Origin of the sequence: Pseudomonas sp. RL_5y_Pfl2_73, assembly GCF_963970515.1 — a bacterium.
Taxonomy (GTDB): Bacteria; Pseudomonadota; Gammaproteobacteria; order Pseudomonadales; family Pseudomonadaceae; genus Aquipseudomonas.
The window spans coordinates 39165-65218 of record NZ_CAXAPD010000031.1; the positions used below are offsets into that span (position 1 = coordinate 39165).

General features: G+C 55.2%; 20 protein-coding genes. 11 read left to right on the plus strand and 9 right to left on the minus strand.

Annotation, left to right across the window (positions count from 1 at the left end; translation table 11 throughout):
- Nucleotides 1-53 precede the first annotated feature (53 nt).
- Nucleotides 54-470: a hypothetical protein gene (locus tag AACY42_RS24025; protein ID WP_339482770.1), complete on the plus strand. Its 417-nt coding sequence runs from the start codon at nucleotides 54-56 to the stop codon at nucleotides 468-470.
- Nucleotides 471-675: 205 nt separating this feature from the next.
- Here AACY42_RS24025 and leuA read toward each other — a convergent pair whose 3' ends face one another.
- The 3 genes from leuA to xseA all read right to left on the minus strand — a co-directional run bounded on the left by leuA (nucleotide 676) and on the right by xseA (nucleotide 5025).
- The gene (gene leuA, locus AACY42_RS24030; RefSeq protein ID WP_339482771.1) at nucleotides 676-2355 is read right to left on the minus strand and encodes a 2-isopropylmalate synthase; all 1680 of its coding nucleotides are present in this window, start codon (nucleotides 2353-2355) and stop codon (nucleotides 676-678) included.
- A 465-nt stretch (nucleotides 2356-2820) separates the two neighbouring features.
- On the minus strand, nucleotides 2821-3642 hold the full coding sequence (locus tag AACY42_RS24035) for a peptidoglycan DD-metalloendopeptidase family protein (protein WP_339482772.1): 822 nt from the start codon (nucleotides 3640-3642) through the stop codon (nucleotides 2821-2823).
- A gap of 3 nt (nucleotides 3643-3645) precedes the next feature.
- Nucleotides 3646-5025: an exodeoxyribonuclease VII large subunit gene (xseA, locus tag AACY42_RS24040; RefSeq protein WP_339482774.1), complete on the minus strand. Its 1380-nt coding sequence runs from the start codon at nucleotides 5023-5025 to the stop codon at nucleotides 3646-3648.
- A 136-nt stretch (nucleotides 5026-5161) separates the two neighbouring features.
- Here xseA and AACY42_RS24045 point away from each other — a divergent pair, with 136 nt between their 5' ends.
- The 5 genes from AACY42_RS24045 to AACY42_RS24065 all read left to right on the plus strand — a co-directional run bounded on the left by AACY42_RS24045 (nucleotide 5162) and on the right by AACY42_RS24065 (nucleotide 11373).
- Nucleotides 5162-5929 (plus strand): sulfite exporter TauE/SafE family protein, encoded by a 768-nt coding sequence (locus tag AACY42_RS24045; RefSeq protein WP_339482775.1) that lies wholly within the window; start codon nucleotides 5162-5164, stop codon nucleotides 5927-5929.
- Between the two features lie 70 nt (nucleotides 5930-5999).
- The gene (locus tag AACY42_RS24050) at nucleotides 6000-6548 is read left to right on the plus strand and encodes a sugar ABC transporter ATPase (RefSeq protein ID WP_339482776.1); all 549 of its coding nucleotides are present in this window, start codon (nucleotides 6000-6002) and stop codon (nucleotides 6546-6548) included.
- A 179-nt stretch (nucleotides 6549-6727) separates the two neighbouring features.
- Complete coding sequence (guaB, locus tag AACY42_RS24055; protein ID WP_339482777.1) at nucleotides 6728-8197, plus strand: IMP dehydrogenase; 1470 nt, start codon at nucleotides 6728-6730, stop codon at nucleotides 8195-8197.
- Between the two features lie 79 nt (nucleotides 8198-8276).
- On the plus strand, nucleotides 8277-9854 hold the full coding sequence (guaA, locus tag AACY42_RS24060; RefSeq protein ID WP_339482778.1) for a glutamine-hydrolyzing GMP synthase: 1578 nt from the start codon (nucleotides 8277-8279) through the stop codon (nucleotides 9852-9854).
- 307 nt (nucleotides 9855-10161) lie between these two features.
- Nucleotides 10162-11373 (plus strand): tyrosine-type recombinase/integrase, encoded by a 1212-nt coding sequence (locus AACY42_RS24065; RefSeq protein ID WP_339482780.1) that lies wholly within the window; start codon nucleotides 10162-10164, stop codon nucleotides 11371-11373.
- A gap of 296 nt (nucleotides 11374-11669) precedes the next feature.
- Here AACY42_RS24065 and AACY42_RS24070 read toward each other — a convergent pair whose 3' ends face one another.
- The 3 genes from AACY42_RS24070 to AACY42_RS24080 all read right to left on the minus strand — a co-directional run bounded on the left by AACY42_RS24070 (nucleotide 11670) and on the right by AACY42_RS24080 (nucleotide 14165).
- Nucleotides 11670-12425 carry a hypothetical protein gene (locus AACY42_RS24070; protein ID WP_152972389.1) on the minus strand — a complete coding sequence of 252 codons (756 nt, stop codon included), beginning with the start codon at nucleotides 12423-12425 and terminating at the stop codon, nucleotides 11670-11672.
- Nucleotides 12415-12897, minus strand: a complete 483-nt coding sequence (locus tag AACY42_RS24075) for a hypothetical protein (protein ID WP_064364345.1) — start codon at nucleotides 12895-12897, stop codon at nucleotides 12415-12417. Before AACY42_RS24075 ends, AACY42_RS24070 begins: the two co-directional genes overlap by 11 nt.
- Nucleotides 12898-13226: 329 nt before the next feature.
- The gene (locus AACY42_RS24080) at nucleotides 13227-14165 is read right to left on the minus strand and encodes a LuxR family transcriptional regulator (protein WP_339482783.1); all 939 of its coding nucleotides are present in this window, start codon (nucleotides 14163-14165) and stop codon (nucleotides 13227-13229) included.
- Nucleotides 14166-14256: 91 nt separating this feature from the next.
- On the opposite strand from AACY42_RS24080, the gene AACY42_RS24085 reads away from it, so the two are divergent.
- Complete coding sequence (locus AACY42_RS24085) at nucleotides 14257-14475, plus strand: helix-turn-helix transcriptional regulator (protein ID WP_082367901.1); 219 nt, start codon at nucleotides 14257-14259, stop codon at nucleotides 14473-14475.
- A 126-nt stretch (nucleotides 14476-14601) separates the two neighbouring features.
- Nucleotides 14602-15957, plus strand: a complete 1356-nt coding sequence (locus tag AACY42_RS24090) for a replication protein (protein WP_064364347.1) — start codon at nucleotides 14602-14604, stop codon at nucleotides 15955-15957.
- Between the two features lie 288 nt (nucleotides 15958-16245).
- Here the strand turns inward: AACY42_RS24090 and AACY42_RS24095 are convergent, their stop codons facing one another.
- From AACY42_RS24095 to trbJ, 3 genes are all read right to left on the minus strand, one after another.
- Nucleotides 16246-16566: a hypothetical protein gene (locus AACY42_RS24095; RefSeq protein ID WP_339482787.1), complete on the minus strand. Its 321-nt coding sequence runs from the start codon at nucleotides 16564-16566 to the stop codon at nucleotides 16246-16248.
- Nucleotides 16567-16568: 2 nt separating this feature from the next.
- The gene (gene trbL / locus AACY42_RS24100) at nucleotides 16569-18116 is read right to left on the minus strand and encodes a P-type conjugative transfer protein TrbL (protein ID WP_339482788.1); all 1548 of its coding nucleotides are present in this window, start codon (nucleotides 18114-18116) and stop codon (nucleotides 16569-16571) included.
- 193 nt (nucleotides 18117-18309) lie between these two features.
- Entirely contained in the window at nucleotides 18310-19047 is a 738-nt protein-coding gene (gene trbJ, locus AACY42_RS24105) for a P-type conjugative transfer protein TrbJ (RefSeq protein ID WP_445261760.1), read from the minus strand.
- 1492 nt (nucleotides 19048-20539) lie between these two features.
- Between trbJ and AACY42_RS24110 the strand changes: the two genes are divergently transcribed.
- From AACY42_RS24110 to AACY42_RS24120, 3 genes are all read left to right on the plus strand, one after another.
- Nucleotides 20540-21427: a trypsin-like serine peptidase gene (locus tag AACY42_RS24110; protein ID WP_339482789.1), complete on the plus strand. Its 888-nt coding sequence runs from the start codon at nucleotides 20540-20542 to the stop codon at nucleotides 21425-21427.
- A gap of 272 nt (nucleotides 21428-21699) precedes the next feature.
- The gene (locus AACY42_RS24115) at nucleotides 21700-22803 is read left to right on the plus strand and encodes an AAA family ATPase (RefSeq protein ID WP_339482791.1); all 1104 of its coding nucleotides are present in this window, start codon (nucleotides 21700-21702) and stop codon (nucleotides 22801-22803) included.
- A gap of 194 nt (nucleotides 22804-22997) precedes the next feature.
- Nucleotides 22998-25259, plus strand: a complete 2262-nt coding sequence (locus tag AACY42_RS24120; RefSeq protein ID WP_339482792.1) for a S8 family peptidase — start codon at nucleotides 22998-23000, stop codon at nucleotides 25257-25259.
- Nucleotides 25260-26054 lie beyond the last annotated feature (795 nt).

Genomic DNA, 26054 nt, shown 5'->3' on the forward strand with positions numbered 1-26054 from the left:
CCTTAAGGAACGGTGTCTCGTGCCGATAACCGGTCAGCCAAGGAGAAGTCCGTATGACCAGTATCAGCGCAACCACCGTTAATCCTTATCCGTTGTCCGCTCCTAAATTCTCCATTCGCGGGGCTGAAGAAGAGAAAGCGGTCAGTCCTGTAGCATCGACTGATAGCAGTGAAGACAAAGACAAGAAACTGGAAGTTGACACCAGCGGTGCGAATATCGCCGGCGTAGGCGGCAGCAACGGCAGCAATGTCATCGAACAGCTGAAGAAGCAGATCGAGCAGACCGAGAAGTTGCTGGCCGAACAGCAAGCCCAGTTGGCCCGGGTCCAGAAACGCCAGGCCGATCAGGAGCAAAAAGCCCAGGAAGTCATGGCGGTTCAGACCCAGATCATGGCGACTCAGGCGACTTTGCACACCTTGCAGGCCGCGCTGTTGCAGGCGATGACAGTCTCGATCGATACCCATGCCTGATAGCCCGGTCGTCTGGTAGGGCCCCTTCGCGAGCAAGCCCGCTCCACAATGGACCTGCGGCGGACACAAATTCTGTGCCTGGCAAAGACCTCCTGTGGGAGCGGGCTTGCTCGCGAAGGCGTCGGAACAGCCAACCCAACATCAAGCGAAACAAAAAGGCCCCAGGGTTCTCACCCCAGGGCCTTTTTGTATTCTAGCCGAACGATCAGGCGGCTTTGGCTTCCGGTTGGCTCAGGGAGCGATTCAGTGCACTGAACAGCGCCTTGAAGCTGGCGGTGGTGATGTTCTCATCGATACCCACGCCGTGCACCGCACGCTCGCCGTTGACCCGCAATTCGATATACGCCGCGGCCTTGGCATTGGTGCCGGCGCCGATGGCGTGTTCGTTGTAGTCCATAATCTCCACTGGAACCGGCAGGCCGGCCACCAGCGCTTCCAGCGCGCCGTTGCCCTTGCCGCGCCAGTGCAGGTTGGTCTCGCCCTGGCCCTTGCTCGCCACTTCCACTTCTACGGCGCTGTTGCCGTTTTCTTCCTGCAGGCGATGGCTGACCAGCGCGTACGGGGTATTGGCTTGCAGGTATTCACGCTGCAGCAAGGCGTGGATCTGCTGGGCGGTCATTTCCAGGCCCAAACGATCGGTTTCGCGCTGTACCACCTGGCTGAACTCGATCTGCATGCGACGCGGCAGGCTGATGCCGTATTCCTGCTCCAGCAGGTAGGCGATACCGCCCTTGCCCGATTGGCTATTGACGCGAATCACCGCCTCGTAGCTGCGGCCAATGTCGGCCGGGTCGATCGGCAGGTACGGCACTTCCCACAGCGCGTCCGGTTTCTGCTGGGTAAAACCTTTGCGGATGGCATCCTGGTGCGAACCGGAGAACGCGGTGTGAACCAGGTCGCCAACGTACGGATGACGCGGGTGCACCGGGATCTGGTTGCATTCCTCGACCACTTTGCGCACGCCGTCGATGTCGGAGAAGTCCAGCTCGGGGTTGATGCCCTGGGTGTAGAGGTTCAGTGCCACGGTCACCAGGTCGACGTTACCGGTGCGTTCGCCGTTGCCGAACAGGCAGCCTTCGACACGATCGGCGCCGGCCATCAGGCCCAGCTCGGTAGCGGCCACGCCGGTGCCACGGTCGTTGTGGGTGTGCAGGCTGATGAGCACGCTGTCACGACGGGTGATGTTGCGGTGGAACCACTCGATCTGGTCGGCGTAGATGTTCGGGGTGGCGACTTCCACGGTAGCAGGCAGGTTGAGGATCACCTTGCGCTCGGGCGTCGGGTTCCAGACTTCGATCACCGCGTCGCAGACTTCCTTGGCGAACTCCAACTCGGTGGCGCTGAAGGTCTCTGGCGAGTATTCGAACTGCCACTGGGTTTCCGGCTGCTGCGCGGCGTATTTGACGAACAGCTTGGCCGCGTTCACCGCGATTTCCTTCACGCCTTGCTTGTCCTGATTGAACACGATGCGGCGGAACGACGGGCAGGTGGCGTTGTACAGGTGGACGATGGCCTTTTTTGCGCCGCGCAGGGATTCGAACGTGCGGGCGATCAAGTCTTCACGGGCCTGGGTCAGCACCTGGATGGTGGTGTCGTCCGGGATGTGGCCTTCTTCGATGAGGGTGCGCACGAAGTCGAAGTCGGTCTGCGAAGCGGCTGGGAACGACGCTTCGATTTCTTTCACGCCCACGGCGACGAGGGTTTTCCAGAAGCGCAGCTTCTTCACCGCATCCATTGGCTCGATCAGCGACTGGTTGCCGTCGCGCAGGTCGGAACTGCACCAGATCGGCGCGGCGGTGATGGTCTTCGACGGCCAGGTGCGATCCGGCAGGTTGATGGTCGGGAAGGCGCGGTATTTGGAAGACGGGTCTTTGAGCATGCTCATGGGGAAATCCTTATTGTAGTGGCCGGAAAGAGGCGGCCTGCCGGTGTTTCGAATGGGGGTGGCTTCAGAGCAGGGGCGAGGTGCCGCGATTCAGCCCGGCAGTCGTGCGCTGACGAGGCACAGGCTGCGGTGCTGGCGAAGCTGAATGAGGGTGTGAGAGGTTTTCATGCCTTCAACCCTAACCGCGTGAGGAGAGGATCGCAAGCAGTCGGAAAAAATTGAGAGAAGTTCTGCTTTTAGGCGGGTTTGCGAGATTTAATCGCGTATATAGACAGTTTGTATCCTAAGGATTGCGTCGATATTTAGGGCTTGGCAATTCCGAGGATAGTGGTGCTGCGGCTGCCGTCATCGCGAGCAGCCTCGCCCCCACAGGGGATCTCTATGGGTTGCAAATGTTGTGTTCACCAGAGAACCCAATGTGTGCGAGCCTGCTCGCGAAGAGGCCGGTAGCCCCACCGCAAATATTCAGGGTTGAAAAGCCCCGATAAAAATCGCCGGATCCACCCGCGCATCATTCAAACTGATATTCCAGTGCATATGCGGCCCCGTTGCCCGGCCGGTGGCGCCGACCTTACCCACCACGGAGCCCCGGGCCAGGTGTTGGCCGACCTTCACGTCGATCTTCGACATGTGGCAGAACATGCTGATGAAGCCTTGTCCATGGTCGACGAACACGGTGTTTCCATTGAAAAAGTAGTTGCCGGTGAGGATCACCTTGCCGGCGGCCGGGGTCTTGATCGGTGTACCGGCGGGTACCGCGAAGTCCAGGCCGGCGTGAGGGTTGCGTTCTTCGCCGTTGAAGAACCGGCGCACGCCGAACTTGCTCGACAGCGGGCCGTTGACCGGTTTGTCCAGCAGCAGGTTGCTGGGGATGTTCGGGCTGAAGCTGCGATAGGCTTTCAGTTGCACGGCCAGCTCGGCATTGATGCGCTTGAGGTCCGCCGGGTTCGGGTTGACCTGGCGCTTGTTCTTCAGGGTGATGCGTTGTTCGGGGTACTTTTTATAGCCGACCACGAACGGCTGGGTGCCGCCGCCACTGCTGATCCGCTGGGTGCCGGGCTGGACCGTCAGCGGGATGCCGACAATCGCCAGCCAGTTGTCCTGTTCCTTGACCACCAGCACCGGCTTGCCTTGGTAGCTGGCTTTCGGGGCCTTGGCTGCGCTGCCCAGGTCCACCACGGCCACACCGCCGGGCACTGGTTTGTTCAGCAGGCGGGTGATGTAACTGTCGGCGTGGGCGTTGAAGGTCAGGCACAGCAAGAGCAATGGGACGAGATATCGCGGCATGAATCAATCCAGTAAAGAAAGGGTGACCGGCGTCAGGTGATTGTCTTCGACCCTTACCAGCAATTGGCCTTCGCCGAGCTTGGCGGTCAGACGCTGGCCGGTCTGGGTTTGGTCGGCACTGCGGATCGCATGGCCGCGTTCGTCCAGCAAAATGCTGTAGCCCCGGCCGAGGGTCGCCAGGGGGCTGACGATGTGCAGCGTCTGCATCTGGTTGTGCAATTGCACGCGGCGTGTTTTCAGGGTTTCGCGCATGGCCCGGGGCAGGCGTTCGGCCAGGCTGTCCAGGCGCTGGCGCAGCAATGCCAGTTGCCGGCCCGGGTGTTGCCCGGCCAGGCGGGTTTCCAGGCGGATCAAGCGCTCACGGCGGGTATTGAGGCTGCGTTCGAACGCCCGGCGCATGCGCATGTCCAGGTCGTCGAGGCGCTGGGCTTGCTGACGCAGGCGTTCGCCGGGGTGGCGCAGGCGTCGGGTGAGGCCTTCGAGGCGCAGTTGATCGCGCATCAGCCGGTCACGCATGCGCATCACCAGTCGGCGATGCAGGCTTTCGACGCGACGGATCAGGTCTCCGGCATCCGGTGCGAGCAGTTCGGCGGCGGCGGACGGGGTCGGGGCGCGGACGTCGGCAACGAAATCGCTGATGGACACGTCGGTCTCATGGCCGACGGCGCTGACGATCGGTGTGACGCAGGCATCCACCGCCCGGGCCACCGCTTCTTCGTTGAAACACCACAAGTCTTCCAGCGAACCGCCACCCCGGGCCAGGATCAGCGCATCGAAACCACGGGCGTCGGCCAGCTTCAGGGCGCGGACGATTTGTGCGGTGGCTTCGCGACCTTGCACGGCGGTGGGGATCAGCGTCAGGGCGATCTGCGGCGCGCGGCGGCGGAACACGCTGATGATGTCGCGGATCACCGCGCCCGTGGGTGAGCTGATAATGCCAATGCGTTGCGGGTGGGCCGGCAACGGCACCTTGCGCTCGGCACTGAACAGGCCTTCGGCGCTGAGCTTTTCCTTCAGGGCATCGAAGGCCAGGCGTAGCGCGCCATCGCCGGCCGGTTCCACGGTGTCGAGGATCAGCTGATAATCGCCACGGCCCTCGAACAGCGAGACCTTGCCGCGCACTTTCACCGCCAGCCCGTCCTTCAAGGCCTGGCGTACCCGCGCGGCATTCTGCCGGAACAGCGCGCAACGCACTTGGGCGCCACTGTCCTTGAGGGTGAAGTACACATGGCCGGAGGCCGGGCGGGCGAGGTTGGAGATTTCGCCCTCGACCCAGATGTTGCTGAACACGTCTTCAAGCAACACCCGCGCACGGCCGTTGAGCTGGCTGACAGTCAGGACTTCGCGGTCCAGGCCCAGTCGGGCAAAGGGATCTTTAATCATGGGCGGCATGATAAGGGCATTCGCAGGGGAATCTCCATGTGTGCAGACAAATCCTCCTGTGCAGTCCCCACAAATCCTGGATGTACCCCCCGGCATCTGGCTAAAGTCGTCGCTCTCCTCATCAAGGAAGTGCCGGATGAATCTTCTCCCATGGTTGGACCAGTGGGCATTCGCCCCTACGCAATGGCTGGTGATCGGCTCGGCCATTGCCCTGGTCTACATCGTGTTCGGCATTGCCGGGTTCGGCACGGCGCTGGTGGCCGCGCCCATCCTGCTGCTGTTCATGCCACTGTCGAAAATCGTCCCACTGCTGGTCGTGTTGGATTGTGTCGCGGCCTTCGGCAACTTGCTGCCCTCGCGCCGGGACGTGTCCCGGCCGGAGTTGCTGCGGTTGTTGCCCTGTATGGCGGTGGGTTGCACCCTCGGGGTGATTTTCCTGCTCAACCTCAAGTCCGACCTGTTGTTGCTGCTGATGGGGTTGTTCATCAGTAGCTATGCCATCTATAGCCTGTTGATAAAAACCCGGCCGACACAATTGTCATCGCCGTGGGCGTTTGCGATGGGCACGGTGGGCGGGATGTTCGGTGCGTTGTTTGGCAGTGGCGGCTTTTTATATGCCATCTACCTGAACAGTCGCTTGCCGAAGGACTCGGCCCGAGCCACGCAAAGCGCCCTGATCAGTTGCAGCACGGTGGTGCGCTTGAGCCTGTTTATCGTGGCCGGGGTGTATGCCGAGCTACCCTTGTTGGTACTGGCGCTGTGTTTGTTGCCGGCCATGGCGCTGGGGTTGTGGGCGGGGCGTCGCTTGACGATGAGGATATCGCGAGAGGTATTCGTGCGGTTGGTCACCTGGTTGGTGCTTGCCAGCGGTCTCGCGTTGATCGGGCGCTACCTGAGTGCTTGACCTGGCCCCGCCAGGGATTAAGCTGCCGGCCTTTGATCAGACCCTGCCAGGGCAACAGCCAGGCCTCGCCATGAATTCGCAAAGCATCATCGTTCCGAAAATTTCCACCCTGCCAGTCCACGAACCTCGGGCCCGGGCGATCGTGCGCTGGCTGGTGCGCAAGAATATCGTCGAAGAACAACTGACCACCTGCGGGCGCACCGGCAATCGCATGGCCCACGCCATCGCCCCCGGTGCTCGCGAGGTGGTCTTGCATCCTGAGGCCTTGCCGTTCGGTGAGGCGATCAATGGTCTGGAGATCCTCACCAAGCGCTGCATCTATACACCGGCCAAGGGCTTTCTCGAGGAAGCCGGTTGCGCCGAGTGCCGCAAGGAAGTCGGTGAAGCGCTGTTCGAAAGCCTGGAAGACTGGATGCCGGCGCGCACCGACAACTTCACCTGCCCCGAATGCGGCCATGAAGATGACATCAACGGCTTCCTGTTCCTGCAGCCCTGCGGCTTTTCCAATCTGGGGTTCATCTTCAACAACTGGTTGGAGGCGGGGTTCAAGCAGGACTTTCTCGATGAGTTCGCCGATTGGCTCGATCAGCCGGTGAGTTGGGTGAAGGTGGAGTTGTAGGAGAGGCGCAATAACCCCTGTGGGAGCAAGCCCGCTTCCACAGGGGAATGTGTTGGCAATCGGGCGGCGATTTAGCCCGTCAATCAGCCCGGCAATAATAGACAGAGTTTTACATTGAGCCAGACGGGGTGCATGAGTATAATGGCGCGCTTCCATTTTCCCGCTCGGGAGCCCCCGCGATGCTGCGTATCAGCCAAGAAGCTCTGACCTTCGACGACATTCTCCTAGTGCCCGGTTATTCCGAAGTACTGCCTAACGAAGTCAGTCTCAAAACCCGTCTCACCCGTGGCATCGAACTGAATATCCCCCTGGTTTCCGCCGCCATGGACACCGTGACCGAAGCCCGTCTGGCCATTGCCATGGCCCAGGAAGGCGGTATCGGTATCATCCACAAGAACATGACCATCGAACAGCAGGCCGCCGAAGTGCGCAAGGTCAAGCGGTTCGAAGCTGGCGTGGTCAAGGACCCGATCACCATCGAGGCTGACGCCACGGTTCGCGATCTGTTCGAACTGACCCGCATGCACAACATCTCCGGCGTTCCGGTGCTGCACGATGGTGACCTGGTCGGCATCGTCACCTCCCGCGACGTGCGTTTCGAGAACCGCCTGGATGCCACCGTCCGCCAAGTGATGACGCCTAAAGAGCGTCTGGTCACGGTCAAGGAAGGCACCAACAAGGACGACGTCCGCGAGTTGTTGCACAAGCACCGCATCGAGCGCGTGCTGATCGTCGACGACAAATTCGCCCTCAAAGGCATGATGACCGTCAACGACATCGAAAAAGCCAAGGCCTACCCGCTGGCCAGCAAGGACGACCAAGGTCGTCTGCGCGTCGGCGCTGCGGTTGGCACCGGCAAGGACACCGGTGACCGTGTCGCCGCGCTGGTCAGTGCCGGTGTTGACGTGGTGGTGGTCGACACCGCCCACGGCCACTCCAAAGGCGTGATCGAGCGCGTTCGCTGGGTCAAGCAGAACTTCCCTGAAGTGCAGGTGATCGGCGGCAACATCGCCACCGGCGCTGCGGCCCAGGCCCTGGCCGAAGCCGGCGCCGACGCGGTCAAGGTCGGTATCGGCCCAGGCTCGATCTGCACCACCCGCATCGTTGCCGGTGTCGGCGTGCCGCAGATCAGCGCCATCGCCAACGTCGCCGCCGCCCTTGAAGGCACCGGCGTACCGTTGATCGCCGACGGTGGCATCCGGTTCTCCGGTGACCTGTCCAAGGCCATCGTAGCCGGTGCCTCCTGCGTGATGATGGGGTCGATGTTCGCCGGTACCGAAGAAGCACCGGGCGAGATCGAACTGTTCCAGGGCCGTAGCTACAAGGCCTATCGCGGCATGGGTTCGCTGGGCGCCATGTCCCAGGCCCAGGGCTCCTCCGACCGTTACTTCCAGGACTCCTCCGCGGGTGCCGAGAAGCTGGTGCCGGAAGGCATCGAAGGTCGCGTGCCGTACAAAGGCACCCTGAGCGCCATCATCCATCAACTGATGGGCGGCCTGCGTTCTTCCATGGGCTACACCGGCAGCGCCAACATCGAAGAGATGCGCACCAAGCCGGAATTCGTGCGTATCACCGGCGCTGGCATGGCCGAGTCCCATGTCCACGATGTGCAGATCACCAAGGAAGCGCCGAACTACCGCGTAGGTTAAGGCCTTCAGCAAAACGTTAATCACCGGGGCTGTTCATTCAGCCCCGAGTTGTTTCTGATTCACTACATGAGAATGAGTCATGGCCCTCGACATTCACGCTCACCGCATCCTGATCCTCGACTTCGGTTCCCAGTACACCCAACTGATCGCCCGCCGCGTGCGTGAAATCGGTGTGTACTGCGAATTGCATCCGTTCGACATGGACGACGAAGCGATTCGCGAATTCGCGCCTAAAGGCGTCATCCTCGCCGGCGGCCCGGAGTCCGTGCACGAAGCCGACAGCCCGCGCTGCCCGCAAGCCGTGTTCGACCTGGGCGTACCCGTCTTCGGTATCTGCTACGGCATGCAGACCATGGCTGAACAGCTGGGCGGCAAGGTCGAAGGTTCGGACCTGCGTGAGTTCGGTTATGCCCGCGTTGACGTAGTCGGCAAGAGCCGCCTGTTGGACGGTATCGAGGACCACGTCGACGCTGACGGCCTGTTCGGCCTGGACGTGTGGATGAGCCACGGTGACAAGGTCACCAAGATGCCGGAAGACTTCCACATCCTGGCCAGCACCCCGAGCTGCCCGGTTGCCGGCATGTTCAACGATGATCGCCGTTACTACGGCGTGCAGTTTCACCCTGAAGTGACCCACACCAAGCAGGGCGGCCGCATCCTGTCGCGCTTCATCCTCGACATCTGCGAGTGTGAAGCCCTGTGGACCCCATCGAAAATCGCTGAAGACGCCATCGCCCAGGTCCGCGCCCAGGTTGGCACCGACAACGTGCTGCTGGGCCTGTCCGGCGGTGTCGATTCCTCGGTAGTAGCCGCCCTGCTGCACAAGGCCATTGGCGACCAACTGACCTGCGTCTTCGTCGACAACGGCCTGCTGCGTCTGCACGAAGGCGAGCAAGTGATGGCCATGTTCGCCGAGAACATGGGCGTCAAAGTGATCCGCGCCAACGCCGAAGAGCAGTTCCTGAATAACCTGGCCGGCGAGTCCGACCCGGAGAAAAAGCGCAAGATCATCGGCCGTACCTTCATCGACGTGTTCGATGCCGAATCCTGCAAGCTGGACAACATCAAGTACCTGGCCCAGGGCACCATCTACCCCGACGTGATCGAGTCGGCCGGCGCCAAGAGCGGCAAGGCCCACGTGATCAAGTCCCACCACAACGTCGGTGGCCTGCCGGAAGAGATGAACCTCAAGCTGGTCGAGCCGCTGCGCGAACTGTTCAAGGACGAAGTGCGTCGTCTCGGCCTGGAACTGGGCCTGCCGTACGACATGGTCTACCGTCACCCATTCCCGGGCCCGGGCCTGGGCGTGCGGATCCTCGGTGAAGTGAAGAAGGAATACGCCGACCTGCTGCGTCGCGCCGACCACATCTTCATCGAAGAACTGCGCAAGGCCGACTGGTACCACAAGGTCAGCCAGGCGTTCGTGGTGTTCCAGCCAGTGAAATCGGTGGGCGTGGTCGGCGATGGCCGTCGCTACGCTTGGGTCGTCGCCCTGCGCGCCGTGGAAACCATCGACTTCATGACCGCGCGTTGGGCACACCTGCCGTACGAGCTTCTGGAGACCGTCTCCGGGCGGATCATCAATGAGATCGAAGGCATTTCCCGCGTGACGTATGACGTGTCGAGCAAGCCGCCGGCGACGATTGAGTGGGAATGATCCTATGTCCGGCACTGCCGGGCACGATCTAGCAAGAAATGCCCTGGAGCCCGCGTAATTGCGGGCTTTTGGCTTTTTGGGTCTGGCAAGTTCAGGCAGCGTTTTGCATCGCCAAGCATAGTTTTTTTATGGCATGGTACGGGGTACCAACTGCATCCTATGCCATGCATGACACTTGATACCATGTCCCCTGTTTCAGGATGGACATGGTATCGGGATAGCCAAGAGGCCCGGTTTTACTGGGGTTAAGCCCCATTCTTCCGCGCTTTTCAGAGCATGGTATTTTTTCATGGAATAAATGGAAGCCATGCTCACTGATACCAAGCTTCGAAACCTCAAGCCGCAAGACAAGCTCTACAAGGTGATTGACCGCGATGGCTTGTACGTGGCGGTTACACCGGCCGGCTCAATCTCCTTTCGCTACAACTACTCCATCAATGGCCGGCAGGAGACCGTCACCTTCGGTCGTTATGGCTTGGGCGGGATCACCCTGGCAGAGGCGCGTGAGAGGCTAGGGGAGGCGAAGAAGATGATCGCCGCGGGTAAGTCGCCAGCTAAGGAGAAGGCGCGTGCGAAGGCGCGCACGAAGGGTGCTGAGACATTTGATGATTGGGCTGAAAAATGGCTGCGCGGCTATCAGATGGCGGATTCGACACGCGACATGCGCCGATCAGTCTACGAGCGCGAATTGAAGCCGAAGTTTGGCAATCAGAAGCTGGCTGAAATCACTCATGAGGATCTGCGGGCGCTGACTGATGCGATAGTGGAGCGGGGGGCGCCTGCAACTGCTGTCCACTCCCGTGAGATCGTGCTACAGGTCTATCGCTGGGCCATTGAGCGTGGCCAGAAGGTTGAAAACCCAGCGGATCTAGTGAGGTCTGCCAGCATCGCCAAATTTGAGCCACGTGATCGGGCGCTGACGCCTGATGAAATTGCGCTGATGTACCAGTACATGGATCGGATCGGAACAGCGACTTCGGTTCGTGCTGCGGCAAAGCTCCTTCTGCTGACGATGGTGCGCAAGAGCGAGCTGACCAACGCGACGTGGAGTGAGATCAATTTCAGCGAGGCGCTGTGGACGATCCCCAAAGAGCGGATGAAGCGTCGTAACCCTCATTTGGTGTTTCTTTCCCAGCAGGCATTGGATTTCTTCATCGCGTTGAAAACCTTGGCAGGAGGTTCAGACTACGTTTTGCCGTCACGCTACGACTCTGATTTGCCAATGAGTGCGGCCACGATTAACCAGGTACTGACGCTGACCTATCGCCTTGCCCAAAAGGAAGGGGGGCCCCTAGGCAAGTTCGGTCCTCACGACCTGCGACGTACGGCCAGCACGCTGTTGCATGAGGCGGGCTACAACTCCGATTGGATCGAGAAGTGTCTTGCGCACGAGCAGAAAGGTGTTCGAGCAGTCTACAATAAGGCCGAGTACCGGGATCAGCGTCGTGCGATGTTGCAGGACTGGGCCGATATGATTGATGAATGGACACTTAAGAAAGCTCAGAAAACCAATGGGTAGCTTGCGTAGTCGCCCTTCATATCAGCGGATCGCTTGATGGAAATTGCTCTGCAATTTGCCAGTCGTTTGCATTCGATGTAGTCCATCGTACGCATAGCTGAAGGGAGAAAACAGTAATTCACGACTGGCCACTAATTGGATAAAGCTATCTTAATAAAGTCTGTTATGAAGTAAAAGTTCTCGGTGATGAACGATTATATTCCAGATACTCCTTCGCGCGGGAATCCCTGGGCTCGGAATAAGCTCAGGTATTCCTTGGAAAAGGTCTCCGCAAGTTTATACGAGGATGTGAGCGCTCAGTACCGTCCACCTCCAAAATAGTGCGCAGCCACATCCCTTTTATAATGCTCGTACCAATCTGTAAGCCAGGCCATTGAAATGCAGAGCGTGTACAGTTGATGTTCGTCAGAAATATTATTGCTGGTGATGACGTTGTGGGTTGATTTATTTATTATCAGTCCGTTCCAAATCATACCGATCAGATCGGAATGTCCTGACTGTCGTCGCACATGGTGAAATTCACAAGTGCTAAGTTCCAAGGTATGACCAGTAAGTTCATCAAGTTTAATGTTGTATGCTCGAATTCTATCCGCTTTCAACCGCCTTTTGGCATCATTAACAGACTCTGAATTTTGCAGTCTTAGCACCTCGGCCTGACTCGCGTCCCGAGCGTGCAGGCCGATGATTTCGGATAAGCGCAGGTATTCGCGACGCTTATTCGTTATTGGTCCTTGAAGTATCTCGTTAAGTCTGTACACCACAGCTGAATACCTCACACACTGACGACCAGAAAAATTTGCTCTGTCGCGAGGTATTATGCCTCCTACGAAAAATGCAGCAGTTGCATGATCCGTCCTCCAGATATCACTTAGACACTGCTCATCTAACCAAATCTGCCCCGTTGAATCAGTCAGTGTTCCTGACTGCCAAGCATTAAATGTGCGACGTGCGGCACCGAGGTTAAGATTGGCAGGCAAGTTTTGCTTCAGGTCGAAATCGATACCTTGGCGACTATTGAAAAGTGGGCGTATTTGCTTATCTTCATCGCCCATGTTTAATCATCTCCTCATGCAATCGGTTAAGCTCTTCTGTAGCCGACGTGGCACCTGAATGCTTACACTTGTCAGGGTGCACAATCGACGACAATTTTCGCCGCCAAGTTTTTGCCTTGGCGTTTGACTTATACAGATCAACGGTGATGCCTAAAGCTTTTTGCTGAGCCTCACCCTGTAAGTTAACTAGGTTGTAGATTAGCTCCGCTTGGGGAGAAATAAAGTACTCGCTCTCTGTTCGCTCTTTGTAGTTGGCAAGAAATCGAAGCATCCCTCGAATAGACTCGAACTCCTCCCATGAGGAAATTTCCTTAAATCCTGAGTCTGGAAGGACTAGGGAGTTAATTTTTTCTGAAAGTTCCTGCAGTGAAAATTCTTTCCTCAAGGTATCTGTAGGAATATCAAAAAAGTTCGATATTCCAGGCTGGGCTGGACTACCCGTAGTTTTATCCTTGGTTTCAAAATCGCTCATATAAAAATAGTGCCTCCTCTAAGGTTAAGAATGCTAATTACCAAATGTTGTGTTGTCGCCATGAAAATCAGTATAAATTTCTCAGTCTTTTTTCAATCGCCTTGCAATCAGACTTATACACTGCTTTCAAAGACAACATGTAGCTGACAGCCTGCTTTTGGCGGTTAGCTGTCCTCCGTGAGGGGTGGCTCTGAGGTCCTAGCGACCGGTCGTCGATGGCTGCTTTCGCCCGTTGGCCATGCGAACACTGGTCAGATCTATGCAAGTAACTGCACTCGTCGAATACAAACGTGTGTAGATGTGGGGAGCAATTACTCATCTTGACGCACTCATGCTGTCGGAAATCGAAAGCAGTCAGGAATATGGCGAAGAGCCTTGGATACTGCTTGGCGCTCGATCTCCAATCTGCGAGCAATTTCTGACTGGTTGAAGCCGAACTCTTGCAGTACGAGGATTTGCTTTCTTCGGTCTGTCAGCTTCATGTCCACCATTAGTCGAGCGAGATTTCTTAGCTCCGCTTCGTCCGCTAGGTGTAGGGTTTGGCTAAGCATGTATCGAAAGATATAAGCGTCGACGAGCTCGTCACCTGACTTTGCCTTAGGCTCTGCTCGTATCGCGCATTGTCTGCTCAATCTGGCCAGCTCTAGGTCGAACTGCGCTACCGATCTCATTGCTTGCCTGTATGCCGGATTCCAGCGTCCATCTGGTGTCTTTGGGCGGTGGGTGGTGCAGTACAGGTTGCTCAGGCGTAGGTGTTCATCAAGGTCACGCTGACCTTCACCTTCTGCGAACAATGCTAGCTCTGCTCGCGCGCCGCAGAATCTACAAAACCCCTTTAAGCGTTGACCGTTCAAACCGTCCATATCCTTGGTATACGGCTGCTTGCGCTTACATGCCAGCACCAGTTCTATCAACGTCTCAAGCGTCGCAATGAAGCAATCATCCCCCGACTGCTTGTCGTGAGTGAGAACAAAAGCTCGTAGCAGCTGACGCTGTAGGCGGACCATAGCGGCAATGCCAACAAGCTGGATAATCGCGCTGAACGCTACATTCGTTCCTGCCCCGGGTATATGGCCCTGATAACGCGATGGAAGCGTTTCGGCATATGACGCCACGACAGGGTCGATAAGCTCTTCGACCAGACGAACGATCGGATAGCGTTTAGATGCTGTGGAGTAGGGCTCCCAGCGATCAAGGAATCGGTGAAGGGCCTCTGCGACGGAGGCATCACACCCCTCCCAAATAGCTATGGTCATTTGTTTTTTCATGTCAACCATTCTAGCCAATCATTCTGTCGAAGCAATAGGCACCTAAAGGCACGATCAGGCACACATTCGCTGTGACTGATAGGGCCTAGCTATGCATTCATCGAGCAAAAAACTAATCGACAAAAAGACACTCCTGGCGATGATCCCGCTGTGTGAGCGCACGATCTATAACTTTGAAATGAAGGGTAAATTTCCACGTCGAATTGCGGTGAGTAGCCGCAAGGTCGTGTGGGATTTAGCCGAGGTAGAGGAGTGGATTGATACATGCAGGGAGTCCGGCCCCGCTCCTAGGCCAGGAATGGCAGTCTGAGCGGTGGGGTTCAGGCCTGAGACAAGGTCGACATCGCGTCCTTACTCAGAAACTGCAAACGACCTTGTAGAGCTGAAAAGCGCAAGTTTACAGCTTGCGCTTTTCAGCTCTGAGGACGAAGCGCAGATGTACCACGATAGGACGAGAGCCGGTTTTTTTTCGTTGCTCGTCGACTCCCAAGGTGAAAAGCGCCAGTCCTCTCATCGTTTGGCTGATATGCCAAAAGTGCTCAGTTTGTTGGACAAAAAACGTGACACGTGGATGTCCCAAGCAGAGTTCATCCGACCCAATCGGCGAGTCGTTAATCTTCTGCGGCTTGGTCTGCTGTTCACCGACCTCGACACCTACCGCGTGCCCGGGCTAACTGGGCGTACGCCTGATCAACTGGCTGCGTCGGTCCTATACTTCTGCGCCGAAGAGGGCTTGCCGCCGCCGTCGGTGCTGATCTACAGCGGCCGGGGCATACAGGCCAAGTGGCTACTGGATGGCACGATTCCACGACAGGCCCTGCCCCGCTGGAACGCCTGCCAACGCTACCTTGTGGATCGCCTCGCGCACGTCGGGGCCGACCCGATGGCTAAGGATGCCAGCCGCGTGCTGCGCACCGTCGAGACGGTCAACAGCAAGAGCGGCGAAGTCTGCCGCGTGGTTCATGTCCAGAGCGGCCACGATGGCCAACCGATCCGCTACAACTTCGAGTATCTGGCCGAGGCCCTGCTACCGGCAGCCCGATGGACTATCGAGCAGCAACGGCAGGAGCAACAGAAACAGGCCGAACAGCGCGCAACGAGAAAGCCTTTCCTTTTGGTGCCCGGCAGCAAAGCTGACAATCTGCGCGGGTTTTCCGGCCGACAGCTCGCGTGGGATCGGCTGGAAGACCTGCGCAAGCTGGCCGAGCTGCGCGGTGGTGTCGGTGAAGGCAGCCGTATGCAGCACCTGTTTTGGCGATTGAATTTCCTGCTGCTGTCCGGGGCGACCAACAGCAAGCAGATGTACCACGAAGCGGCCGCGCTGGCCCGCGAACTTGATCCGCAGTGGAATAGCCGCTCGAAAGAGCTTATGACCCTGTTCAGCAAGGCCAAAGCCTACGAGGCCGGGGAGAAAGTCAGCTTTGGCGGCAAGGACTACGCGCCGCTGTACACGCCGAAGAACGACACCCTTATCAACCTGTTCGGGATCACTGCCGACGAACAACACCAGCTCAAGACCATTGTCAGTCGGGTCGAGGCTGCAGAACGGGATAGGAGGCGCCACGAGCTTCGTAGGCGAGCTGCCGGTTCAGTAGACCGACAAACCTACCTTGATACCGCTAAAGCCAAGCAAACACAGGCACAGGCTCTAAGGCGCGAGGGGTTGAGCGTACGGGCTATCGCTAAGCTAATGGGTGTATCAGTTATGGCAGTGTCCAGGTACATAAACACGTCGGAGATTCAGTGTACCAAGTCCGTCCGTATTACTAATGGCGAAGCCCCCGCGCTTTGACGGCGGCCCGTCCAGTCTGATGGTCCAAGTGTTCAAAGTCCGTGCGTATTACTAATGGCGGAGCCTTCCGCGCGTTGGATCAAGGCTGTCTGGGATCGTCGTTCTGATGGAGTGCCAGTAGGGTGCTGCTCCGAAGTAATACGGCGGCTCGAATTTTGAACTCAGGAAGAGATTGCGCTTATGTGCGGGAGGTCTGAAGGGGCGAGCTGAGACAAGTCCGTGCGTACTACTTGGATTTGGTGGCACCGGAAAACAAACACCCCCGCACTCTGGCGGGGGATTGTAGAGTTAGCGGTTGACGGGGGAGTCGAGCCTTTGGGCTTCCTGCGCCGCTCGTATCGCCGTCAGAATTTGCAGGGCTTGAGCGGCATTGCTCTTGCTACCAAGTAGAGGGAGGCGATTCAGATGTTGCACTCCAGAAAACATGTGAAAGGAAGCCGAAAGGGCCAGCGGGCTAAATCGAAGCTGCAACGCGGTGCATTGTCGATCCAGTCTATCTAGCAATGGCCCGTGGCCTTTGCTCCGCAGCCAACGGCCGAACGCCCACATGCCAATGGCTAAGGTGGAGGCGAGCACTACGAATCCAGCGAACATTAGAATGCTATTCATGATTATTTCTCCGGTTGGTCGTTGCTTGAGGTTATGCTCGAAACGTCGAGGCGGCCGGAATTCGAGCTGGTGTTCGTATCCGGTCGAATGACGTTGGATTCCATGCCTGCGGCTTCCCCAGTTGGCTCTGCGGACGTGGGCGAACTGGAGTCAATGGGAGCTGGCAGTAGAAGATCAGCGCCAAACGACGCTGAGTGCGCATTCTCCATGCCCGGCACCGTCAGCGAGGCAATTACGCCAAGCGCTTTTGCACCACCATTGGCCGCTCGGGACAGTGCGCTGCCGGAACTAACAGCTCCCCCTTTCGGTGTTGCTTTCTGATCATCGTCACCGCCGCTCTGTGCGGCCTTCCCGGCCTGCTTAGCGGTCTGCTGGACGCTGTCGCTGGACGTAGCCGATGGGGTGGCTGCACCACCGCCAATCTTCGCACCTGCGGAGCTCGCCGCCTTGGCCGCTGCGCCGCCGCCAGTGCTAGACCCTACGCCGGGGGATGTAGCTCCACCTACTGGCGAGGTAGCACCAGCGGAGCTTGCACCGGTAAAACTGGAGTTGATCGCCCCTGCCAGACCGCCGCCGCTGATGCCTCCGGCACCCGCTGCACCGGCAGCAGCAGGAGCTGCCGCCCCGGCCGTGGCGATGGTTGCGATTGCCGCCGCTGCACCGGCAGCACCGGCGGCCGCCATACCACCGATGGCTGACCCGCCACCCATCGACGTGCCGCTAATCATGCCGCCGATCAGGTCGGGAATAGTCTTTGTCAGATAGCAGCACACCAAGGCCAGACCGACCATCGTCATCAACGACGCCTCGTCATTGGTGTAGGCGGCCAACCACTGCTTGGCGGACTGAACGATCAGGCCGACGATTAGCGTTAAGACGAACAGCTTGGCTCCGATTGCGACGGTGAAGCGCATTGGGGCGATCGCAAAATCACGCGTCCATTGTGAGCCGCCAAAGCCAAAGAACAGCACCGAAGCATTGATGATGACGTAAGACTCTACGAGCGTTACGAACATGAATGCAGCGATGAAGGCGAAACATGCCAATACAAGGATTGCGCATACTGCGATCAGAAGTCCTTTGGCCGGAGAAAACACTGATATGCCCTTTACCATAGTGCGGCCAAAATCCAGTGCAACCGCCAGCATATCGCCGGGTTCTAATGCACGCCCGAGGCCGCTCGCAGACGCAGCCGCATCGCGGAAACTATCGACAATGGCAGATGACCACTCCACCGAGTACTTCATAACAGCAAGGAAGAAGCCGACCACCAGGACGAAGCGCAGCAGCTCGCCGACAATCTCGCCTAAGTCGGCTTGCTTCATGATCAGAGGTATGAACGTCCAAATGAATTGAATGGAGGCCAACAGCCAGAATAATCTGATCGCATAGTCATACAGCTTTCCTGACCACTGGTGCGACTGCTGCAAAACGAGGTCGAGTAGGCCCTGCACCGATGTGTCGGCATGGGAAAGGTCGGTCGCGGCCATAGCATCTCCGCTCACGAATGAACTCGCCAAGACGAGGAACAATAGTAGGCGAGTATCCATAGCTAGTACCCCTTAACGCCGCCGCGAGTATTCGGGCGTGCTTCAAACGAGGAATCAGCGTCACTCTGTCGCCGTCGGTGCTCAGTCACCGAGGTACATTCGCTGTTGCTTTGAACTGCCACGGTGACCATAAAAGCGGTTAGTGCTGAGCCGGAGCAGATCAACGCGATGAGCCATTTCGAAATAGTCATTCTCAGTACCCCTTCACGCCACCGCGTTTGTTTTCACGTGCTTCAAACTGCTGTTCCGTTGCCTCGCCCGCAGCCTTTCGATCAACCTGCTGAGCCATGTAATTGCCCTGCATGTTGATTTGTGTGGCCAGCAGATCGCGCAGCTTCTGCAACTGCTGGACATTTTGTGAGGCGATTTCGTTGCCTGCCTGAATCGCCTGCATCCGGCCCTCGGCTGACTGTGAACGTGAAACCATGCGCGCGAGCTGAGCGTCTTCAGACTCGAAAGCTCCTGTATTTAAATCCGCTGCTTTCATTGCCGTTTTCACGTTGTCACGACCCTGCACGGACCACTTTTCATAGCGATCACGGTTCGGAGCTTGTGCCAAGTTCGCAGCTTGATTCAGGTAAGACTCGAAGCCTGGGAAGGCCGTGTTGAATTTCGAGTCCATGTCCTGGATTTGTCGCCCTAGGGCTTGCGAGCGGTTGTAGATGTTGGCCACATTTTTCAGATCGGCCGCGATGCTGCCAAACATCGAATTCGGCAAGCTCGTGCCTTGCGAAACCATGTTTTGATACTGCTGAATCTGCGTTTGCAGTTGCTCGGCGGTATTCAATGCCGTGTTGACCTGCTCGACGTACCCGAACATCTGCTGATAGAACGTCGAGCAATTCGAGCAATAGATTGCATAAGCACGGGCAGGGGAGATGCATACCATCCCTATAAAAACGGCTCCGAGAATTTTGGCGCTGTTGGCCATTTGGCGAATAAGTTTCCCGAGCGCATAAGCGGTCGTTCTGTGCGAAGTATCAGCTGACAGCGTTCTGTCTTTGATGGGCTTTGAGATTATTTGGTACATATGCCGACCTCAATCAGTCACTATTATTCGTGCTTGATCGTGCCCCGATATGCCGGTTGCATCGATGGAATGATTGGCTAATTAGGTTGACATGGAAGACGCCGATTGGCGGCGAATGCCGATGAGGTTTCCTAGAAAACTCTCAAAGAGCCGACGGAATTTGATTTTCAATCAGTCGGCATCGCATGCAGGGGGAGGGGCAAATCTTTGCGTCGTCCATGGCCGTGTACGCTTGAGAGAGTCGAGGTCGCTGAAACTCTCGGACATCCACCAAAGTTAGATCAGGTCGTCACGATTGTTGCCACTGCTAGGATCATGCCTGAACCCAGGTTGACCCTTTGACATGGTGCTTGGCTGCGTTGTCGCGGCAGACTGAGTTTGTTCTACCAGTGGCGTCGTAGAAAGTAGTGTCTCGTCTGCAACCTTTGGGCGCTGGTCTCCGCGCTTGGTCGGCGTGCGGATGTATTTTCCGACATATCGGGCGAACTGGCTGTAGCTCAGACCAGTGTTATCCCCGCCGTGGTTCTCGTACACGACCGTGACCGGCCACCCCGCTTGGATCAGGCTACGGAATTCCTCGAGTCTCGCTAAAAATGCGACCCGACCTGCACCTGTAGGCCCTTTTTTTGGTGTTTTTGTCATCGCATAGTCCGCCTAAGCATGGTTGCGCAAGTATGCGCATAAAGCTGTATATTTTCCACGCGTAATCTAGCGTAGACATGCGTAAGTATGCTTATGGTCGCGCCTTCTGAGCTGTTCGCATAGATACGCATATGTTTGCGCCTAGCTGGACGGCAAGATGTGTGTTGTACGGGTACGGGCAAGCCCGCACCCTACCAACACCTCCCCTTATTCGCCTTCGGCTCAACGTATCTTGCTCTGCGAGGCCAACAGTCGCTGCCGCGCCTAAGAGCGTAAAATTGATACCGATCACAGGAACCATAAGGGGTAGATGACGCCATCCGAATACATCGATTCTCATAGGCAGCAATCCAATCGATGCTGGCCTGTCGCGGTGGGTCTGCGGTCGCGCGCTCTTCAACCGACCCTGCGGGTATCGGTTTTACTGGAGTAAATGAAAAGTGGGCTGCCCCGACAGCAATGTCTACGAAGCCGCCATGAGGAGCCATAGGCATGGCTGGCCTAAACTGTCACTACTGAGGGGTTCCCAGCTCTGCCTGTGCCAAAGGCACCGAAATTTCTCGACATTTGCTTTTCATAGCGGTGAGATTGCGTCCGGGAATGCTACGATGGCGCGCGTGCGTGCGAAGGCTTGGGTGCCGGTCGTACGTGCCTAGGAGCTCTCCAAGAGTTCTACGGCCACAACGCTGCGCCGAGGTGGATTCGGCAGATATTTAACGGTTCTGGTCCATAAGCTAGCAATTGGAAAATCATGGGTGATGAAATGAGTTCGCGTTACGATAGGGATATTTGCAGTGACTCTCCAAAACTCGAAGTTGCGGCTATCCAGAGGATGAAGGTATCTGAAGGTGAGGTCGGCGAACTCTTAATCTCAGAACATGTTTGCTCATCGGATAAATTGATTGTCCGTGGTAGACAGGATGCCGCTCTGGTGTCAAAAACCGCCTTCGGACAAAGTCTGCTAGTTCCAGGTCATGACCGACGCTCACGTGTGCTAGACACCAGTTTTGACCCATGGCGTAAAATATGTGCATTAGAAATAACATCGAAGGACGGTGACTCATGTATTGGCACAGGCTGGATCGCCGGGCCACGGCTAATTATTACTGCCGGTCACTGTGTGTTTAATGACGTATATAATGGGTGGATGAAAAGTATTGATATTATTCCCGGGCGTGATGGCGAATCAGAGCCGTTCGGGCGATATCGTTCCGAGAGTTTCTGCTCGATGGAAAGATGGACTGCTGCTGGCGATGAAAATTACGATATTGGTGCGATAATTCTCTCTGAGGATTTGGATAGCAGGCTTGGATGGTTTTCTTTTGGATCTTACCCAGAGTCGCATCTAACAGCACAAATGGTGAACATATCGGGTTACCCGATTTGCGTGGTGGGTGAAGAGCAGATGCATCACTCCAATAGGATTTGCGCTGTTACTGATCATAAACTTTACTATGATGTAGATACAGAGGGTGGGCAAAGCGGGTCCCCAATTTGGCTTTACCCCAATGGCTCTAATACTCCGGTAGTTGTTGGTGTTCATAGTAATGGTGCTGGTAGGTCGCTTAACGCAAATTCGGGGGTCAGAATCACTTCGCTTTTGGCCGATAAAATCGCCGAGTGGCGTTCGCGTCAATAAAGGTGCGACGATGAAATCGAAGATAGTTTGCGGGTGTGTGGTAGATGATATGGGGCACCCTGTAAAGGGTGCATTTGTCGTAGTGGAGAGTTCTGAAATACCTGCTAAAGATATAGCGATTGTTACCAACGAGTACGGCACTTTTAGACTGGAGCTGCCAGGGGGGGATTGCTGTATATCCGCAGTCACGAAGTCAGGATTGAAAGGTGTGAAGAAAATATCGAAATACGCACCTTCAAACGTAACACCAACAATTTGCGTGCATAACTGATATGGCAAGAAGTGACCTTGTTGTAAAACTCGCCCAAGCAGGCTTAAGTGGCGATAAAGCCTCCGTTCGGCGTGTGGTCGAAGCTATAGTATCCGAGGAGAGTGCTAGGCAACACCACATATACGCGCAGAAATTAACGGATACCCTCAGGTCCGCGAGGTGGGGTAATTCCGAAGAATCTGTACCTAAGGCTGAGGCGTTTTCATATGGTCATGCTTATCAAAAAGAACCAGCTCAAGACTTGTACTCTGAGGTCGTGAGCACGCGAGGTGTTTCAGATCTTTATTTAGCACCTGAAGTAAAACTTGCGTGCGCGGAATTAATTGAGGAGCATCAGCGAGCTGATTTGTTACGATCATTTGCTTTGGAACCGCGCAGCAAAATTTTACTGACCGGCCCCCCAGGCAATGGTAAAACTAGCTTGGCTGGTGCTATCGCTTATGAGCTTGGTCTTCCTTTTTTCGTAATGCGATACGAGAGGATTATTGGCAGTTATCTAGGTGAAACTGCGGCAAGGCTTCAAGCTGCTTTTGATTTCTTTAGAACGCGGCCATGTGTTGTCTTTTTTGATGAGTTCGATGCAATCGGTAAAGAGCGAGCTGATGCGAATGATGCGGGAGAGATAAAAAGGATCGTTAGTACCTTGCTTCTACAGGTAGATGATCTCCCATCATATAATGTGTTTATCGCTGCAACCAACCATCCAGAGATAATCGATAGGGCAGCCTGGCGCCGATTTCAAATTCACGCCAATCTTGCTTCGCCAAATTCAGAGCAGATCGGAGAATGGTTGGGTAAATTTGAGGTTTTAGTTGGCGAACGCTTTGAAGATTTTAAAAGTGATTTTGTTAATGCGCTAGATGGAAGTAGTTTTTCGGATATCGAGCAGACGTTGCTCGATATCCGAAGAAAGTTGATTCTCTCTGAAGGTCGGCTGAGTTTAAAGGTCGCTGTCAAACAGCGTCTATCACAGTGCCGCCCTAGTAACTCGACTAAGGATGATCGTAGATATCATGGAAAAGCTTCCACTGCTGATTCTAAATCCACCAAGCCAAGACGCTCGCCTGAAGGGCAGTCAGAAATTTTTCAGCATCTCGACACCTAGTTCCGATCGTCAGTTAGCTAGGCTGGGCCCGAAATTTGAAACTCTGAGGCGTTTTTCCCAAAACCCTGTTTCTAGCGGCACTATTTCAGATGATACAGACGGTTTGCATCCTGAAAAAGCAATTGTATTTGAGCTGGCTCAATCGAAACAAGAATTCAAAAAAGCCGCCGAAAAGCTAGGATTGACTTGGGTCGATGAAGCAGATTTCTCATATTCGAGCGATGATGATTATCTTTGATAAAAAGAAGCCAAATAAGGCAATGGAGGGACGGCTTTACCTAACAGTTCCCAATCAGCGAGCAATCGGTGAGTTACTAAAGCTTTGGACAATCTATAGCTCTGGCAAAGAGCTTCCTAGAGGTTATGGGGATTGGAAAAAACTGTTTTCTCATTTGTTGGATATTCGAGCCTGGGGGGCACAGGATAGGCTTACACCCGAAGCAGCAAGGTACATTTCGGGTTTAGGGGAGTCGAATGGCGATAAAGTTAATTTCGAGTTGGAACTCGTATTCCATGGTAATAAAAACCGTGATGAGGCCGCGAAAAAATCTCTGTTGGAAAAAATTGATATTGAATCTACAGAGGTTCTGGATACGTCGTATATTCCCGAAATTAGGTATCATGCTCTCCTTGTTTCCATTTCTAAAACGGAAGCTAGAAAGTTACTGGATCTAGAGTCAGATTTGTTAAATCTTGATGAAATTGCCTATCTGCGCCCGCAGGCAATGAGTGTTTCATCCTCAGATCCTGACGATATAGAGCAGGTTGTAGAGTCCTCTGATAAAGTTGTGTTGCATCCGCCTGTTGCTGCATTGTTTGATGGAGTGTTGGTGCAAAACCATGAGCTTTTAAAGGGGCGTCTTGTAATTGATGATGGTGAAGATCTGGAAAGGACATCTCCAGTCCACACACGACATCATGGCACCGCTATGGCATCACTAATCTTACATGGCGACGTTGCAAAGGAGGAAGCCGCTCTACAGCGTAAACTGTACGTGCAGTATCTGCTCGCTGCAACTCAGGAGTCTTCAGTCGAAACAACCCCTCAGTCGCGACTTTTATTGGATGTGATATATTCGGCCGTTTTACGTCTAAAACAAGCACCAAAAGAGTTGGGTGGCGATGTTTTTGTCATCAATCTATCATTGGGTGATATCAATAGACCGTTTTCAGGGCAGATGAGCGCTTGGGGGCGGTTGATAGACTACCTCGCGTGGAAATATAATTTGCTGTTTATAATTAGTGCTGGGAATATAGTCGAAGGCTTATCTCTAGCTACTATCAAACAGCCAATACAATTGACTAAGCTGACGGATGATGAGCGCCATCTGCTTTTTGTTACAGCAGTCCAAGCTAAAATGGCTCATAGGAGCATATTTTCACCTGCAGAAGCTATTAACGCCCTTACAGTAGGTGCGAGTCACTCTGATGGCTGTTCTGCCGCTCCAAGTCCATATCTTATCGAGCCGTACTCTAGTGAAAAATTTCCTAGTCTAATATCTGGTTTAGGATTGGGCTATAAACAGGCTGTTAAGCCTGAGGTGCTGAATTGCGGAGGGAGGGCTCTTTACTCCTATATCGCGACTGCGGACGGGCTTATGTTGGTTCCTGGAAAGGCTGGGCGCTACTTTGGGCAACAAGTTGCCGGTGTTTCCAGTACCACTGATCTTGTACGTACTATTGGTACAAGCAACTCTGCCGCACTAGCGACAAGGGCTGCCGTAATTATTCATGATGAGCTTAAGTCTCAGTTTTCGGCGCCGGAGTTTGAGCGTATTCGATCCTTTTTACCTTCAATTGTTAAGGGCTTAATTGTGCACTCCGCTAGTTGGGGTAGTGCCGGGTCTTTTCTAGAGGGTGCTCTGGAGCCAAAAAGTGGAAGACTGTGGAAAAATAGACGCTCCAACATTACTCGTTTTCTAGGCTATGGAAAAATAGAGCTTTCTCGAGTTCTCGAATGCACTGAACATCGAGTTACCATGCTTGGTGTTGGTGCGTTGCGGAGTGAGGGCGCAGGCCTTTTCAGTTTTCCATTGCCTAAATCTCTTTCGGGTAAGAAAGATGTTAGGAGGCTAGTTGTTACTTTGTCTTGGCTTAGTCCTACAAAACCCGCGGAGCAGTTTTATAAGGATGCTCTTTTAGATTTTATAACTGAAGATACTAATGGATCTCCAGTGGGGGTTTCTCGAGTACCTGCGAATCAGCCACCTTCAGATACATCTCGCCGTGGTACGGTGATACATGAGATTTACGAAGGGGAGGATGCGGTGCCAATTGGCGACGATGATATTTTACGTATCAGAGTAGAATGTCGGACGCAAGGAACTGGGGCTTTACCCCCCATTCCATATGCGTTGATAGTGACTTTCGAGGTCTCAGATACGCTGAAGGCTAATGTTTACTCCGAGATTAGGGATAAAATCAGGCTGCCTTTGCGCAGCAAAGTTCAGAGTTGAGGTTCCCCTCGAGAGCCGCCCTATAGTTTTTGTAAGAAAACTCTAGGCGCCTACCGATCTAATCTTGAGTCGCCTGCTTAACTGATAGGGTGGTGCCAGATGAAAGATCGATCCCACGACGAAGCGATGGCCGAGCAGTTCTTGCTCTGTCCCGAATATGCAGTCGAGTTACTGACTGAGGTGCGCCGTAATGGGGACCCTGCAGAGCTGGCCATCCTACTAAGGCAAGTGGCCAAGGCGTTTGTCTCGGAGGAGGGGACGGCCGAGCTAACACGCAAATCTCCATAAGCGTGATGGAATGGTATATTTCATGGCATAAACTCTGCTGTCTATTTTAATAGTCTGAAATATAAGTATTTTTTTGAAGTATTGATAATAGAGTGGGAATGAGTCAGGCATAAATATCTGTACTGCTGACGGCCGCTATTGGCTCCGGCGCCTGCCTTGAAAAAAAGCCCTCTGGATAACTTCCATAGGGCTTTTTTCATTTTTACAGGCCAATTCCGGGCTTCCCTCAGGCTGCCAACCGCAATGACAGACTGTGAGGGTGCTGGGAGGGCACTGCCGTCACCTCTCGCTACGATTACCCGCCTTAGCGTGCACCGGGAAACGCTTATCATCGGGCTGCAGTCATGGGTATTTCACTGGCATGGTTCGCGGAGATTTTTGTAAGCGCTCCATGAACCCCACCTGTCCAAACAGAAGGCACATAAGGCAAGGCCACCAAATCAAGCGAACGCGGAGCCCCTTCTCGGCACATTACTTCATTTTTTCGGCCTGATATCCACCACCGTC

What these genes read in the sequence shown, in the direction of transcription:
- trbL (WP_339482788.1), bottom strand. Translation starts at nt 18,116, where the DNA reads ATGGATACTCGCCTACTATTGTTCCTCGTCTTGGCGAGTTCATTCGTG.
- guaA (WP_339482778.1), top strand. Translation starts at nt 8,277, where the DNA reads ATGGCCCTCGACATTCACGCTCACCGCATCCTGATCCTCGACTTCGGT.
- AACY42_RS24035 (WP_339482772.1), bottom strand. Translation starts at nt 3,642, where the DNA reads ATGCCGCGATATCTCGTCCCATTGCTCTTGCTGTGCCTGACCTTCAAC.
- guaB (WP_339482777.1), top strand. Translation starts at nt 6,728, where the DNA reads ATGCTGCGTATCAGCCAAGAAGCTCTGACCTTCGACGACATTCTCCTA.
- AACY42_RS24070 (WP_152972389.1), bottom strand. Translation starts at nt 12,425, where the DNA reads ATGGGCGATGAAGATAAGCAAATACGCCCACTTTTCAATAGTCGCCAA.
- AACY42_RS24065 (WP_339482780.1), top strand. Translation starts at nt 10,162, where the DNA reads ATGCTCACTGATACCAAGCTTCGAAACCTCAAGCCGCAAGACAAGCTC.
- AACY42_RS24050 (WP_339482776.1), top strand. Translation starts at nt 6,000, where the DNA reads ATGAATTCGCAAAGCATCATCGTTCCGAAAATTTCCACCCTGCCAGTC.
- AACY42_RS24080 (WP_339482783.1), bottom strand. Translation starts at nt 14,165, where the DNA reads ATGAAAAAACAAATGACCATAGCTATTTGGGAGGGGTGTGATGCCTCC.
- AACY42_RS24045 (WP_339482775.1), top strand. Translation starts at nt 5,162, where the DNA reads ATGAATCTTCTCCCATGGTTGGACCAGTGGGCATTCGCCCCTACGCAA.
- AACY42_RS24025 (WP_339482770.1), top strand. Translation starts at nt 54, where the DNA reads ATGACCAGTATCAGCGCAACCACCGTTAATCCTTATCCGTTGTCCGCT.
- AACY42_RS24090 (WP_064364347.1), top strand. Translation starts at nt 14,602, where the DNA reads ATGTACCACGATAGGACGAGAGCCGGTTTTTTTTCGTTGCTCGTCGAC.
- AACY42_RS24115 (WP_339482791.1), top strand. Translation starts at nt 21,700, where the DNA reads ATGGCAAGAAGTGACCTTGTTGTAAAACTCGCCCAAGCAGGCTTAAGT.
- AACY42_RS24120 (WP_339482792.1), top strand. Translation starts at nt 22,998, where the DNA reads ATGAAGCAGATTTCTCATATTCGAGCGATGATGATTATCTTTGATAAA.
- AACY42_RS24075 (WP_064364345.1), bottom strand. Translation starts at nt 12,897, where the DNA reads ATGAGCGATTTTGAAACCAAGGATAAAACTACGGGTAGTCCAGCCCAG.
- xseA (WP_339482774.1), bottom strand. Translation starts at nt 5,025, where the DNA reads ATGATTAAAGATCCCTTTGCCCGACTGGGCCTGGACCGCGAAGTCCTG.
- AACY42_RS24085 (WP_082367901.1), top strand. Translation starts at nt 14,257, where the DNA reads ATGCATTCATCGAGCAAAAAACTAATCGACAAAAAGACACTCCTGGCG.
- AACY42_RS24110 (WP_339482789.1), top strand. Translation starts at nt 20,540, where the DNA reads ATGGGTGATGAAATGAGTTCGCGTTACGATAGGGATATTTGCAGTGAC.
- trbJ (WP_445261760.1), bottom strand. Translation starts at nt 19,047, where the DNA reads ATGGCCAACAGCGCCAAAATTCTCGGAGCCGTTTTTATAGGGATGGTA.
- leuA (WP_339482771.1), bottom strand. Translation starts at nt 2,355, where the DNA reads ATGAGCATGCTCAAAGACCCGTCTTCCAAATACCGCGCCTTCCCGACC.
- AACY42_RS24095 (WP_339482787.1), bottom strand. Translation starts at nt 16,566, where the DNA reads ATGAATAGCATTCTAATGTTCGCTGGATTCGTAGTGCTCGCCTCCACC.